Origin of the sequence: Bradyrhizobium sp. Ash2021 (genome assembly GCF_031202265.1) — a bacterium.
Taxonomy (GTDB): domain Bacteria; phylum Pseudomonadota; class Alphaproteobacteria; order Rhizobiales; family Xanthobacteraceae; genus Bradyrhizobium.
This window is the reverse complement of sequence record NZ_CP100604.1, coordinates 6029131-6043050: the sequence shown is the minus strand read 5'-3', so window position 1 is coordinate 6043050 and position 13920 is coordinate 6029131. Positions and strand designations below refer to the sequence as shown.

At 61.1% G+C, this 13920-nt stretch carries 13 protein-coding genes and 3 pseudogenes; 14 read left to right on the top strand and 2 right to left on the bottom strand.

What is annotated here, in order from left to right:
* The first annotated feature begins 40 nt into the window (after positions 1-40).
* From NL528_RS29195 to NL528_RS29170, 6 genes and pseudogenes are all read left to right on the top strand, one after another.
* Positions 41-1254: pseudogene (locus NL528_RS29195) on the top strand (IS91 family transposase).
* 427 nt (positions 1255-1681) lie between these two features.
* Positions 1682-1813: pseudogene (locus NL528_RS29190) on the top strand (IS630 family transposase); the annotation flags it as partial.
* 321 nt (positions 1814-2134) lie between these two features.
* The gene (locus NL528_RS29185) at positions 2135-2758 is read left to right on the top strand and encodes a hypothetical protein (protein WP_309177838.1); all 624 of its coding nucleotides are present in this window, start codon (positions 2135-2137) and stop codon (positions 2756-2758) included.
* Positions 2759-3647: 889 nt separating this feature from the next.
* A complete protein-coding gene (locus NL528_RS29180) occupies positions 3648-5141 on the top strand; it encodes an MFS transporter (protein ID WP_309177837.1) in 1494 nt (497 codons plus the stop codon).
* Between the two features lie 126 nt (positions 5142-5267).
* Positions 5268-7400, top strand: coding sequence for an aminodeoxychorismate synthase component I (pabB, locus tag NL528_RS29175; protein ID WP_309177836.1), 2133 nt, complete (start codon positions 5268-5270; stop codon positions 7398-7400).
* Between the two features lie 95 nt (positions 7401-7495).
* Positions 7496-8209: an aminotransferase class IV gene (locus NL528_RS29170; RefSeq protein ID WP_309177835.1), complete on the top strand. Its 714-nt coding sequence runs from the start codon at positions 7496-7498 to the stop codon at positions 8207-8209.
* A 165-nt stretch (positions 8210-8374) separates the two neighbouring features.
* Here NL528_RS29170 and NL528_RS29165 read toward each other — a convergent pair.
* Positions 8375-8628 (bottom strand): annotated as a pseudogene (locus NL528_RS29165) (transposase domain-containing protein); the annotation flags it as partial.
* A gap of 140 nt (positions 8629-8768) precedes the next feature.
* Positions 8769-8984 carry a transposase gene (locus NL528_RS47240; RefSeq protein WP_375143901.1) on the bottom strand — a complete coding sequence of 72 codons (216 nt, stop codon included), beginning with the start codon at positions 8982-8984 and terminating at the stop codon, positions 8769-8771.
* Positions 8985-9142: 158 nt separating this feature from the next.
* Here NL528_RS47240 and NL528_RS29155 point away from each other — a divergent pair, with 158 nt between their 5' ends.
* The 8 genes from NL528_RS29155 (at position 9143) to NL528_RS29120 (ending at position 13601) form a co-directional block, all read left to right on the top strand.
* Positions 9143-9736 (top strand): ribulose bisphosphate carboxylase small subunit, encoded by a 594-nt coding sequence (locus NL528_RS29155; RefSeq protein ID WP_375143900.1) that lies wholly within the window; start codon positions 9143-9145, stop codon positions 9734-9736.
* A gap of 66 nt (positions 9737-9802) precedes the next feature.
* Complete coding sequence (locus NL528_RS29150) at positions 9803-10285, top strand: glycine/sarcosine/betaine reductase selenoprotein B family protein (RefSeq protein ID WP_309177834.1); 483 nt, start codon at positions 9803-9805, stop codon at positions 10283-10285.
* A 171-nt stretch (positions 10286-10456) separates the two neighbouring features.
* Positions 10457-11155 carry a hypothetical protein gene (locus NL528_RS29145; protein ID WP_309177833.1) on the top strand — a complete coding sequence of 233 codons (699 nt, stop codon included), beginning with the start codon at positions 10457-10459 and terminating at the stop codon, positions 11153-11155.
* Complete coding sequence (locus NL528_RS29140; RefSeq protein WP_309177832.1) at positions 11155-11385, top strand: glutaredoxin family protein; 231 nt, start codon at positions 11155-11157, stop codon at positions 11383-11385. The genes NL528_RS29145 and NL528_RS29140 overlap by 1 nt, the downstream gene beginning before the upstream one ends.
* A gap of 299 nt (positions 11386-11684) precedes the next feature.
* Positions 11685-12326 carry a Crp/Fnr family transcriptional regulator gene (locus tag NL528_RS29135; RefSeq protein WP_309177831.1) on the top strand — a complete coding sequence of 214 codons (642 nt, stop codon included), beginning with the start codon at positions 11685-11687 and terminating at the stop codon, positions 12324-12326.
* 40 nt (positions 12327-12366) lie between these two features.
* Entirely contained in the window at positions 12367-12600 is a 234-nt protein-coding gene (locus NL528_RS29130; protein WP_309177830.1) for a hypothetical protein, read from the top strand.
* A 63-nt stretch (positions 12601-12663) separates the two neighbouring features.
* Positions 12664-12840, top strand: a complete 177-nt coding sequence (locus tag NL528_RS29125) for a hypothetical protein (RefSeq protein WP_309177829.1) — start codon at positions 12664-12666, stop codon at positions 12838-12840.
* Complete coding sequence (locus NL528_RS29120) at positions 12837-13601, top strand: ABC transporter ATP-binding protein (RefSeq protein WP_309177828.1); 765 nt, start codon at positions 12837-12839, stop codon at positions 13599-13601. Before NL528_RS29125 ends, NL528_RS29120 begins: the two co-directional genes overlap by 4 nt.
* The last annotated feature ends 319 nt before the right edge of the window (positions 13602-13920 follow it).

Here is a 13920-nt window from a genome sequence, read left to right as displayed (position 1 = left end):
GGTGACGCCATGTGGATGACCGCGCGTCGGGATGCGGGTTATGGCTCGCCCCGACGTCCGCCCGCACAGACCCGCCATCGAGATCGCCAATGTGCTGTGCCAGCATGGCGAAGCCTATCGTCGTTACCACGCCGGTCATCTCGGTCGCATCGAGCAGCGGGTGATGAGCGCGATTGTTGCGTGCCGAACCGAGGCGCTCGGCGGCCACGTCGAGGCCTGCAACGACTGCGGCATGACGCGGATCGCTTATAATTCCTGCGGGAATCGTCATTGTCCGAATTGTCAGGGGACAGCTCGAGCCGCGTGGCTCGCCGCGCGCGAAGCCGACCTGCTGCCGGTTCCCTATTTCCACGTCGTCTTCACGCTGCCGGCGCCGATCGCCGCGATCGCCTTTCAGAACAAGGCCATCGTTTATGCGATCCTGTTCAAAGCCGCCACCGAGGCAATGATCACGCTCGCCGCCAATCCGCGTCGGCTCGGCGCCGAGATTGACGGCGTCGCCTTCCTGCACACCTGGGGGCAGGCGCTGACGCATCATCCCCACGTGCACTGCGTCGTGCCAGGCGGCGGTCTCTTGCCTGACGGCACGCGCTGGATCGCTGGCCGACCGAACTTTTTCCTGGCCGTCAAACCACTCGCCCAGCTGTTCAGACGCCGATTCCTTGAGCGCTTGACAGCTGCCGTCGGCGCTGGAGCCCCGAACTTCTACGGCGATCTCGCCTCCCCGGCCGAGCCCGCTGCCTTCACCGCCCGCATCGCTGCGGCGCGGCGCATCAATTGGGTCGTCTACGCCAAGAAGGCGTTCGGCGGGCCTGCCCAGGTCCTGGCCTATCTCGGCCGCTACACCCATCGGGTCGCGATCGCCAACAGCCGGCTCGTCGCCCTCGACGACGATCATGTCGCCTTCTCATGGAAGGATTACCGCCAGGACGGCGCGACAAAAATCCTGAAGCTCAAGCCCGACGAGTTCATTCGCCGCTTCCTTCTTGACACGCTGCCCGACGGCTTCCACCGCATCCGCCACTTCGGCTTTATGGCCGACCGCCATCGCGCCGCCAAGCTCGCCCTTTGCTTCTTCTCGATCATGAGCGAACAGCGCCAAAGAACGTCGAGCCGCCGCCGGTGAGTTCGGACGCTCAGACGCCGTCCGAGGCCGCTGCCTGTCCCGATTGTGGCGGCGTGATGCGCATCATCGGACGCGTGCCGCACGGCTTCAGCCCTCGCACGTCACCGTTCTGGTGCGATACATCGTGAGCCACGTCATGACGGCACGCACGACAATCACCATGCGTCACTTCACTCCGGTCGTCTCGATCATCGCAGACGGTATCGGATCTGTGCTGCCACGCTGCGCGACAACAACCGATCGATGCAGCAGACCGTCGGTCGCCACGGCTCGCAACGTGCACCTGATCTCAAATGCTCGCCGATGCACACACGTCCGTTCGTCGCGTCAGGCGCGCAAACACGCCATCGAGCATTGCTATCTCGAACATTCCCCATAGCTCCACCTCCCGCGCCTTCGTTCAATCCGGCTTCAATGAGGTCGCCTGGCAAGCGCTTGCCGAGCCCCCGCGTGAGCGCGACCTCACAGAACCCTCCAGATTCCCAAATCAGGACTGTTCTGATTCAACATGCTGGCTGGGCTGTAGGCCAGCTTGGATGGGGCAAACCTTATTCAATGGATCTTCGCGAGCGCGTGGTTGCTGCGGTTGAGACTGGAGGCCTGTCCTGCCACCAGGCGGCAGCGCAGTTTGGCGGAGGCGTCAGCACGGCGATTGTCTGGGTGCGGCGCTTGCGTAAGACCGGAAGCGGCCGTAGCCCGGTTGAGTTGTCGGCCGAAGCGATTGGCACCGCCAAAAAAGTGCTCACGATCGCCTGAAATCGCTCCTCATGATCCTCTGAAATCGTTGCTACAATCCCACGAAATCCCCGCTCACGATCCTTTGAAATCCGTGCTCACGATCGCGCGAAACGCGCACCGATCCCGACAACCGGCTGGTCACTGGCGAACTGGAGCGGCGCTGGGAAGCGGCTTTATTGGAGCTACGACGAGCCGAAGAGGCTTTGGCCCCACGGTAAACAACCTCATGCCAGTGAATCCTTTGGCATTCCTCAAGATCTGCGAGCCAAGGTGATCGCTCTCGGCAATCGCCTTCCGGCGATGTGGGATGATCCGGCGACCCGCAAGGACCATCGCAAAGCGCTCTTGCGCTGTCTGATCGAGAAGGTCGTGATGTGCCGCTGCGCACGCGACAAAGCCGAGGTGCGCATTGTATGGCGCGGCGGCGCAACCACCGAGCTTTGCGTCACACTGCCGGTCAATGCCGTGGCCGCCTTGCCGCGGCACCTGGAGATGGTGGAGCGCATATGTACGCTGGCGCACGAGGGCATGCATGACGGTGAGATCGCGCGCATTCTGACTCAGGAAGGGTATCACTCGCCATGGGTGGCGGACAAAGTCCTGCCGGTCACGGTCCAGCGCATTCGTCTTAAACACCGCTTCAAGGTGCGGCCTCGGCAAACGCGGTGGCCGGCGGTCACAGACCGTTTAACAGTAATCCAATTGGCAACCCGTCTCGGGATTCCCGCCAAGTGGATCTATGTTCAGATCAAGCGAGGGAGCATCCTGACCACCCGAGAGCCATCGGGCCGCTTCCTCTTCCCCGACAACGCAACCGCCTTGCAAGCCGTTTGCAGCTTGAGAAATCACCGTGTCGCGAACATCGATCTGAGGGAGGATCACCATGAAAAGTAGGGGCATCAACAAAGGCCATCGAGCATGCACGCGAATTACCCTGCCGAGATCGCGACCACGCCTCGGCCGGCGGCAGCCGGATAGGGCGACGCGTCAGCACCGGCGGAACTGATTGCGGGCGTGCGAGATCAGCGGCATCGTGCAAGGCTACGCCCGAGAATGTACCCTGCTTTATAGTCTTTCTCGAACAAGCGGAAGATATCGGTAGCCGGAATGCTGAGGAAGTAAGACTCATCGAGCGCCACGACAGTGGCCATATGGCGAGGCTGATCGCCGATCAGTGCCGCCCAACCGAGAAGACCGTGCGGAACGACGATACTGCCTCCGCTCGTCCGGTCGGCTCCGACCCCAAGTGAAAAACGGAGCGGCCCGAATTCAAGATGTTGATTTCGCGAGCCCGTCGCCAGGCGGGTCGGTCGAGACGACCAGCTACGTCGTCTTCGGCGAACTGAAGCGCGGCGCTGGAGCCGCAATGCGCGCTCGCCCGACAGCTATGAGTGTCGTTTTCGGGTATTTGTCAACAAACTGACAGATTCCCACCCCCATCCGGCGAAGAATACCGAAGAATACTTGGACCCGTTCAACAAGGAGGACGCGATGTATCGAACTCTAAATTTCGATACCTGGCGAACACAGGTCGACAACTAGTCGATCGCCAATATTACCGAGCCGTACGTAGGGGAGTCGCATGCCGGTCAGGACATCGCCGATGAGTGGCGGTTCCAGCAGAAATGAGCGATGTTCTACACAACGCTCGCCGAGCGATTACTGCTAGCAGCTGTAGGAGGGGAGGGTGACACCTGAGCTTATCGTCACTCGGGAGCAAACCAACCGTTAACGCCCCGGAATCGGGGTATGGCGATGTTGGAAGGAACGGGAGGATGCTGCGATGGACTCATTCACGCGGGCTGACCTAGTAGTCACCGAAAATCTTTTGGAGCGGCTGGATCGCGTGCCAATCACCCGATCCATTATTGCCATCGGTACGCTGCTTACACTGGCCTGGATGGTCGAAAGCTTCGATATAGGCATTGTTGGCTCCGTAATACTTTCGCTTACGGCCACCTGGAAGCTCGGACCAGCCGACATTGGGTTGCTCGGCACCTCGGGAACGATCGGCATTGTTCTCGGGCTTGCGGTCGCGGGCCCGCTTGTCGATCGCTTCGGTCGCCGCAAGGTCCTGATCGCCGGCGTCGCCTGGTTCTCGTTTTTCACACTGATCGGCGCGGCATTCGCAAGGCTCGATTGGGTCGTTCTAATGCGCTTTGTCGCTGGGCTTGGCGAAGGTGCGGTGTTTGCCCTTCCTTACTTGATGATCTCGGAGCTAGTGAACGCCAAGAAGCGCGGTTGGATCGTCGGTGTGATGGTTGCGATCCTCACTAGCTCTTATACTCTGCCAAACGCGGTCGGAGCCTGGGCGATGTCCAGCTTCCCCCCTGAGGTTGCATGGCGCGTGCTTTTCATCATCGGCGGCATTCCTTTACTGTACGTATTTGTGCTGGTCAAATGGTTACCAGAGTCGCCGCGCTGGTTGTTGCAACATGGGCGCATCCAGGAAGTGACTGCCTTTGTGGAGCGGCTCGAGAAGGAAGCTGGCCTGCCGCCGGACGACACGACACTCACGAACTCGGAGGCGCTGCGCACCCTGGTTAATCAGGAAGAACAGCGTGCACAGACCGGCTGGGTGTCAGTGTTTCGAGCACCCTATCTCTCGCGCAGCCTCATCTCATGGGGAGTTTATGCTGGCGCTCTCCTCTATTTTTATGTGCCGCTGGTCTATGGGCCTACCGTGTTCGCCCAGAGCGGATTCACCTTTGGTAATGCCGCCTTGTTTACCGGCGCCATGATGCTGATCGCGGGATTTGGTGGGCTGCTACAGGGCTACTTGGCCGACCGATTCGGCCGGAAGCCCATCGTGTTTATTTACAGCACCCTCGCCGCAATCGGCTTCACGCTCCTCGGCTCGAACACTGGAATCAGCGGCAAGCTCGCGGCTGGATTTCTTGCCGCATTCTTTGGGATCGGAATTTTCCCTATTCTGAAGCTTTATATCGCAGAGCAATACCCGACCCACCTTCGCGGTGCTGGTACCGGAATAGGCGAGGGTATCAGCCGCTTCTTCGCAGGTGTGCTCGCCACTTACTACTGTTCGTTCATTCTAAAGAACGCAGGTATCTCGGCGTTATTCTGGTTCGTCGCCGGCGTTGGATTGATCTTCGTCATCCCGCTCATGAAGTGGGGGCGAGAAACTGCAGGAATCAGCATCGAAAAGGCTGGCAGTGCTTCGCTGGCACGACAATGGCAGCCAAGTCCCGATTCCTGTCAAGCAGAGGGAAAAGGCTTGGCATCGGGGCGCTCTCTGCCCTGGACCAGCGGGGACTGACGCACGCTAGCCGGCCCTGTAAGCAGACCGCCTCCGAGCGCCGGATGCGGCCTGCAACGCTTTGGTCGACAAAGTGGTCCAGCGCTTTCTTGTTGATGCGCGGATAGCACCAAACGAGGCACGGTCTTGAGGACGCTCGTCATCGATAACTATGACTCCTTCACCTATAATCTGGTGAACCTGCTTGCCGAGGCAAACCAAGAGGAGCCATCGGTCGTCCGCAACGACGAGGCATGTTGGGCGGCACTTGCCGAGCAGGATTTTGACAACATCGTGATCTCTCCCGGCCCAGGGCGACCGGATCGGCAGGTAGATTTTGGCGTCTCGGCCGATGCCATTTCCCACGCGAACGTGCCAATCCTCGGCATCTGCCTTGGCCACCAGGGCATCGCGGTTGCTCATGGCGGAGCCGTCATCACGGCGCCGTCACCGATGCACGGGCGGCTGAGTCAGGTTCGGCATTGCGACGACGAGCTCTTCAGCGGAATTCCGTCTCTATTCGACGTCGTGCGCTACCACTCCCTCGTGGTCGCCCGCCCGTTGCCCGATGCCTTGGCCGAGACAGCCTGGACCGGGGATGGGCTGATCATGGCGCTGCGCCATCGCTCGCGACCCGTTTGGGGGGTCCAATTCCATCCGGAGTCGATTTGCACCGAATACGGGCCTCGACTCATCGCCAATTTCCGCGACTTGACGCGTCGTTGGCGAAATGACAGGCGGACCCTTACACCAGTGCAGCGTTCCTGCGATGTGCTCGGGTCGGCGCCGCCGAAGCCGCTCCAGCGGGCGGTATGGCGGGAGCTCCCACGTGCGATAGACACGGAGGCGGCCTTCTGTACCTTGTTCGCGAATTCCTCGACGAGCTTTTGGCTCGATAGCAGTGTCGTCGAGCCTGGCAGACCAAACTGGTCATTCATGGGTGACGCCTCCGGGCCGCGCGCTGCCGTTGTTTCTTACGACACGTCGAGCCAGCGCGTCTCGATACGAGATGCCGCCGGTGAGCGCGTGGAGCAGGCAAGTATCTTCGCCTATCTGGAACGAAGCCGCGGCGGGGCGCTGCGTTCAGCGCCGCCCTGCCCGTTCGTTGGCGGCCACGTCGGATGGTTTGGCTACGAATTGCGCAATGAATGCGGCTCGCCGACAGCGAGACGTGCGGCCACTCCCTCAGCGTTCTTCATTCGGGTCGATCGATTCATTGCCGTCGATCACTCGGCTCAGCGCAGCCATGTCGTGGCGATCTGTGACGATGAGGGATTGGCTGTCGCCGAGAGGTGGGTCGATGGCACCGCCGATGCGGTGTCCCGGGCGCGCCCACCGCTACGCCTTCAGCCAGGCGACCGGCAGGCGCCCATTCGATTCGCGCTCGATCGCGGCCGCAGGACGTATCTAGAGGATATTGAGCGCTGCCTCGAGTGGATCCGTCAGGGTGAAACCTACCAAGTGTGCCTCACCAACGAACTCGTCTGCGACGTCAAGGTTGACCCGCTCGATCTTTACCGCACGATGCGCTGGATCAACCCGGCACCGCACGCTGCCTTTCTACGCTGGCCGGGAGGCGCTGTTCTCAGCGCGTCGCCCGAGCGGTTCCTGTCGGTCGACAGAGCCGGACGCGTCGAAGCCAAACCGATAAAGGGCACGATCGGGCGTGCGCGGGATCCGGCGATCGATCGTGGCCTTGCCGAGCGTCTGCGCAGGAGCGAGAAAGACCGCGCAGAAAATCTCATGATCGTCGACCTGCTGCGGAACGATTTGTCCCGCGTGTGTCGGCCAGGAAGCGTCGAGGTCCCGTCGCTGTTCGCGGTCGAGAGCTATGCGACCGTGCACCAGCTCGTCAGTACGGTGCATGGCGTGCTGCGATCGGGCGCGACGACGCTCGACCTCATACGTGCAGCCTTCCCCGGCGGATCGATGACAGGAGCGCCGAAGCACCGGACTCTGGATTTCATCGATCACGTCGAACACCGTGCTCGGGGAGTTTACTCGGGAGCCCTCGGGTGGCTCGGCGATGATGGCGCTGCGGATCTCAGCATTGTCATTCGCACCATCGTGGCGGTCGGCGCTCAGCTGAGTATGGGCATCGGGGGCGGCATTGTCGCGCAATCGACACCTGATGGCGAATTCGAAGAGATGATGCTGAAAGCACGCGCCTCAGTGCGGGCGATTGTGACTGCGACCGCTGGCCGATTCGACGTCGGTTTAGTCGAAATCGATGACAACGACAGGCCCGCTCGAACCCGGGCGGAAGCGACGAACACGTGAACACGGCGCCGCTCGTCTGGCTAAACGGACACATGTTGTCCGGGGCAGAGCCCCGCGTCTCTGCATTCGATCGTGGATTCGCGTTGGGCGACGGAGTGTTCGAAACCATTCGGGCACGCGGCGGGCGGCTCTTGTGGTTCAACGACCACCTCGCGCGGCTCCGTCAGGGCGCGGCCCTGTTCGGCATCCCGATGCCGTTCGCTGATGACACCGCCGAAGAGGGGCTAGGCGCACTGTTGGCGGCGTGGGACCAGCCGGAAAGCGTTGTTCGTCTGACGTTGAGCCGCGGTCCGTCCGATCGGCGGGGCCTTTGGCCCGCGGATGATCCAGCAAAGCCGACGCTGCTGGCAACGGTCGCCAAATTGCCGCCGGCGCGAGCGCCGCTAAGGCTGGTTATCACAGACATCACTCGACGGAACGAGCAGTCGCCTCTGTCTCGAATCAAGTCAGTGAATTATGGAGATAACCTCTTGGCACGGCGCGACGCCGCCCGGCGCGGGATGGATGATGCATTGATGCTGAACGGCCCGGGCAACATCGTCTGTGCCACGGTCGGGAACCTGTTCCTTCAGGTGGACGGTCGCTGGCGAACGCCGCCCATCTCGGAGGGCGCCCTCCCGGGATTGGCGCGCCAACGCCTTTTGTCGATCCTCGACGTCGAAGAGAAAATCATATCGCCCTTCGATCTCGCGCGCGCGAGTGCCGCCTTCGTCAGCAACAGCCTGGGCGTCAGTGAAATTCGCGAAATAGAAGGAAACACCCTCCAAGATTCGAGGCCTCTGTTCGAGAGACTTCCAATATTTGAATGATAGCGAGAGGACCTAAATAGCTTGACCGCGAGAATAGGGTCTTAGGGATTAACATGGGCCAGTCGAGCGCGCCGGCCGGTCCATCCTCCAGGCCATTCACCGCCCCGACGAGGCGCGGCGAAACTTGCGTCGAGCGCTATAGCAGGTTCATTGTAAGCGGCGTCGTCAGGCCACGGCGTTGAGTTCGAGGGCAGCTGGGTAGGACGAAGGCAAGAGTTCGTCGAGCCGGCTCTGTGGGGGGCCGTTTGACGATGCGGGTGATGACGTCGGCGAGGCAGCCGTGGGGTTCGACGCCGATGAGTTTGCAGGTCTCGATCAACGAGGCGACCACGGCCCAGTGCTCGGCGCGGCCGTCTGATCCGGCGAAGAGCCCATTTTTACGAGCACTCGACGGCTTTGCTGTCGATCTCGACCCGGCCTTGGGTCGGGCTAGGCGTGATCTCCGACAATCTCATCAACATCGGACGGGCGATGGGCAAACAAGCTGCCCCTTAAGTTCTCGCAATCATCGTCGCGCTCTTCAGAGCCCGCCACCCACCCCGGCGGGTTTTGCTTTGCTTCACGCTATTGACCAAAGGCTCGAAAACATCAATTTTGCGCCGGGAAGTAGTCTAGCTGAGGGCGAGCCGCACCTTGCCACGGCCAGCACCTTGTACCCGGCATAGTCGTCCACCTGCAGCACGCCGCGCAAGCCGGCGAGATGGGCGATAGGTCGCTCAACCTTGCGATCCGGCGCGTAGGGGGCGGCACGATCGGCCATGCAATGGGCATCCATGCCGGCGCCTCCTCGCGCAGGCCGCCAGACGGTGCCAGTCGCGCCGCGCCACGCTCGATACATGAAAGGACGTCACCTTCGACTACGCGTCAACCGATTCGATCGACTACGTGGCGACGCTGACCGCGGCCTGACGATCGTTCGAAAAGAGGTCACCGATGCGGCTCATGCAAGGTCAGTTCTCATTTCTTCCGGATCTCACGGACGACGAGATCAAGCTCGGCCAGGGTTGGGCAGTCGCCATCGAGTTCACGGACGGTCCGCACCCTCGCAACACGTTTTGGGAGATGTCGGGCACGCCGATGTTCGACGTGACGGACCCGGCCGGCGTGATGCTCGAGGTCAACGCCTGTCGCGCGGCGCATCCCGAGAAATACGTGAAGGTGCTCGGCTTCGACTCGAGAAAGGACTTCGAGACGCTCCGCATGTCGTTCATCGTCAACTGTCGCGAGGAGGAGCTCGGGTTCGAACTTATCCGTGCCGAAGGACCCCCATCAACTACACGATCCGCAGCCATGCCACGGCTACGCCCGCCGGCGGGCGTAGCCGACCGCGAGGGCTCAAGTGACCCCGCGCGCGCACCGCATCGCTCCCAGCATTCTCTCGGCCGATTTCGCTCGGCTGTCGCCGCTAAAAGTCACGAGATCCGCGCCGACAGCGAGTATCTCCTGGGCGGTCGGCTCACGGGGCAAACCGTCTCCCCGGTGTCGAGCAAGGCGCTCTCGCGGGTGACGAGGCTGTCAACAACTTGACATACGAACGTTGAGCATGATGGTAACAGATCGATGCTCAATGGTGAGTTCATCCGGGAGATTACGGTGCCCCGTCTCGAAGACCTCGACGAAGAATCTCGTCAATTTCTCGGCAATTTCCAATGCCGCTCGGAAGGAGATCCGCCTTGGACAGCGCTGTCCAAACCGCTTTCCGAGTCCAAGGTGGCTGTCATTACGACTTCCGGCCTGATCCGTAGAAGCGACAAGCCATTCGATCTCGCCAATCCTGCCGGCGATCCGAGCTACCGGGCGATCCCAATCGACACCGACCCGGCCGAGCTCACGTTCTCGCATGTCAGCACGAATTGGGATCGCACCGGCTTCGCCATGGACGTCAACGTCGTCATGCCAGTCGACCGGTTGCGCGAACTTGCAAAAGAGCGGGTCATCGGTGCCGTCGCCGAAAACTTCTACACTTTCATGGGGGCTATTTTTCAGTTCGACAAGTTGATCGACGACAGCGCCCCCTCCGTCGGCCATCTTCTCAAGGCAGCACAAGTGGACATTGCTATCCTGGTGCCTACGTGACCGCTCTGCTCTCACACCGTGGGTGTGATCCAGCGCCAGATTGAAGCTTGCGGGATAGCGACGACCTCGATTTCGCTTGTCCGACGGTTCACTGAGGCGGTCCGCCCTCCGCGGGCGCTTTGGGTACCTTTTCCGTTTGGCCGCCCGCTGGGGGCGCCGCGGAACGTCTCTGTGCAGCGTCTGGTCATCCGCAAGGCGCTCGAATTGCTAAGTCGATCGGAGCGGCCGGTGTTGGAGGATTTGATCTTGCCGCCGGAGCTTGAGCATCTCGATGCCAAGCATCAGGCGCTCGGCCGGAGTTGCGGACCGAGCGGCTGCGATCTTGAGACGATCCTCGCGGCCGCTGACAGCGGTCAGCCGATTTCGGTTGGACCGCGGCCTTATGACCGCGACTTTGCGGCCATCTGTCAGGAGCTTCTCCGGCTCACTGGTTCGCATCGTCGCTATTGCGACCTTTATGGCGGACGAACGCAGGTAGGGTTCTCAGGGGTCACTCCCGAAACCGTTATCGACGCCGCAAACGTGGTGCACCGCTTCGTAAGCGGCGAGAAGATCGTGCCTCGCGAACGAGGCGCGGCCGAGCCTATCAGCGAGAAGCAGTTCGTTCGGCTGTCGGTCGACGATCTCAAGGCGTTTTGCTTGGAGGCCCGTCTCGCGGAAGACGAGAGCGCGCTCGAGAACGCTGCTAAGGCGAATGACTGGCTCTGGCTCGATAGCCGCGTAGGTAGCCTGCTGGCTGCCGCGCGCGACCGACTCATCGAAGTGACCGATCGGACGGAGGATCCGAACTGGATTCTGGCGCGCGGCATCGTCCCGCGCGGCTATGGCGAGAGCGGCTACGGGATGACTCATGTTGTGGAGGAAGAGTGATGGATATAGTGGTCTTCCATGGTCCGGGATGCCATGTCTGCCATGAGGAAATGGATTTCCTGTCGCGGAATGGCATCGCCTTTACCGCGCGCGACGTCACCAAGGATGCCGCCGCCCGCCAGGAACTCGTGCGCCTCGGATCACGGACCTTGCCGACAACGTTGATTGATGGGACGTTGGTGATCGGGTTCGAGGTTGATCGCCTGACCGAACTCCTTCGCCTCTCGTGATCACCTCCTTGAACGAGGCGGCATGAGATATGTTTGATTGAAGACGTCTTTGACGTCCATAGCATCAAATTTTTGCTTTTCCTAATCGCGCTATAGCGCGATTGTCGGTATGCGAGTATCGCCTCGATCTGGGTCGGAGGCAAGAGAATATGGTTCAGTTAAGGGATGTTCGGCTTGGCGGAGATGTCATTTCCCGTAGACGAGATTGCGGACCGAAAGAGCGCGGCAGAGGTTTAGATACCCAGCTTAGCGCGGTGCCGCCTTGGCCGCTTCGTCAGCCGAGCATCCTAGACCAGCTCATGGCGCTGGCTCCGGAAAAGCTGACCGCTATGACGCATCGGCGAGTCTACAAGCCCGGCGAGTCGCTGTTCCGGCAAGGCGATCTGCAGGAGCGGGTTTTCATCATCCGAAGGGGCACCGCGCGCGCTTTCTACTCCGCGGCATCAGGCCGCGAGATAACGCTTGCCTATTGGCAAGGTGGCGACTTGCTCGGCGCGCTCGGCGTATTCGGTCGCGGCGCCTACGGCTGGTCCTGCGAAGCGGTTACCTCGACCGAAGCATTCGTTATTCGCGATACCGATATGCGGACCCTCGTTGCCACGGTTCCCGAATTGGCTATAGGCGTCGTCGAGGCGCTCAGTTTCAAGGTGCAGTGGCTCTCGCGACTGATACAGATGTTCGGCACGCAATCGGTTGGCGAACGGGTCGCGCATCTGCTCGACATACTCTGCGAGCTATACGGCATACCCCAGGAAGGCGGCTTCGTGATTGACGCACCGCTGACGCATGAGGATCTTGCCGCCATGGTCGGCGCGTCACGGCAATGGGTCACGAATGCACTGGCTGGTTTACAGAGTCGTGGGATAGTGAAGCTGGGGATAGTGAAGCTGGGCAAGCGTCGGCTGGTCGTGTTGCGCCGCAACTTGCTCAGTTCCGAGTAGCCATAGACTGGTGTGCCTCGCGGCAAGTAGCACTGCGACATTGTCGCAGAAATTGGTTTCGGACGAGAAGCTCAAGATCGTGATCGGCTTCCAGCCGCTGACCCCGACCTGGGTAGTAACGATCGTCATTGGAGCGAAACTGTGGAAACCCTACCTTCCCAACGTCGAAGTCGAGCGTTTCGACTCGATGAGCGGAATGGCGCTTGTCAACAATATGCTAGCCGACAAAATCGACGCCGTGGCCATGCAGCGCGCCCATGTGTCAACTGAATGATTTTGACCTCGTCGCGTCGCTAGTCTAGTCGAAGCGATCTACCTCGCGGATGTCGTCAGCGTGATGACTACCCGCCCAAGGCGGATCACGCAGGTTTTCGAAACCGACATTCCGCGACCGCGCTCGCACAAGGTGCTCGCCTCCCAGCATTTTCTCAAGCTCAAGGAGCAGGTCACCGAAGCAGTGCATGAGGAAGCCGTCAAGGCCTTTCAGGCGGGTGAGCGAGAGTTCGCGCGATGACCGCCGCAATCCCGAGCCGCGTGCAGTTCCGCAATGTCACGAAACGGTTCAGCACGAAAGACGTGCTTTTGGCATGCAATCTCGATATCGCGCCGGGGCGGTTCACCGCCCTCTTGGGCCCGTCGAGTTGCGGCAAGACGACGATCATCGACCTCGTGGCCGGATATGAATCTCCGAGCGAAGGTGAGATACTGGTCGACGGACAGCCGGTTCAAGGACCTGGTTGGGACCGCCTCGTCGTGTTCCCTGAAACAGCGGTCTTCCCATGGAAGTCGACCATGGCCAACGTCTTGTTCGGACCGATGAACCGCAAGGCACGCGGCCCCGATGTGCGGCGGCAGGCGGGTGCCCTGCTCGCGAAACTCGGGCTCGACGGCCTCGAGGGGAAGTACCCGAACCAACTATCTGGAGGCATGCGGCGGCGGGCGGAGCTTGCCCGGGCGCTGATAAACAGTCCCAAGGTAATGTTGCTTGACCAGCCTTTTCGCGGCCTCGACGCGATGACACGCGAACTGATGCAGGAGTATCTGCTGCGTGTCTTCGAGGATGAACCGGTAACCACGATCTTTGTGACGACCGAGATCGAGGAGGCGATCTTGCTGGCCGACCAGACTATCCTCCTTACGAACACGCCGGCCGCGGTCAAGCAAGTGATCGATGTCGCGCTGCCGCGCCCGCGCAACTTGAAGATGCTGAGCTCGGCGAGTTTCGGCGAGATTCAGGGCGCGGTGCTGGAAAGCTTTCTCGAGGAGGCACGCTAGGCGTTCACCGAGGGGATGCACGGCGCGGTCGAGCTGGTCGAGGCCTATGGCCAGGCGGCACGCGGGCAAGCCCATGGTGACGACAAGGTCCAGGCGGACATCCCACGACGCGAAAATTCCGCCGGCTGTGTCAACAAATTGATAGCGACGCCGCAACCGTCGAGAGGATGATGTCTACACGCTTGCCGCCCTTCTGAGGGGCCGATGCAGTTCCGCCAATACTAGGGGAGGACGGTCGGGTCGTTTTGATATGGCGCAGGGGTAGTCGCGCGGTCGCGGAATCGTCTGGGCCGTGAGCGACGTAGCCACACTGGAGATT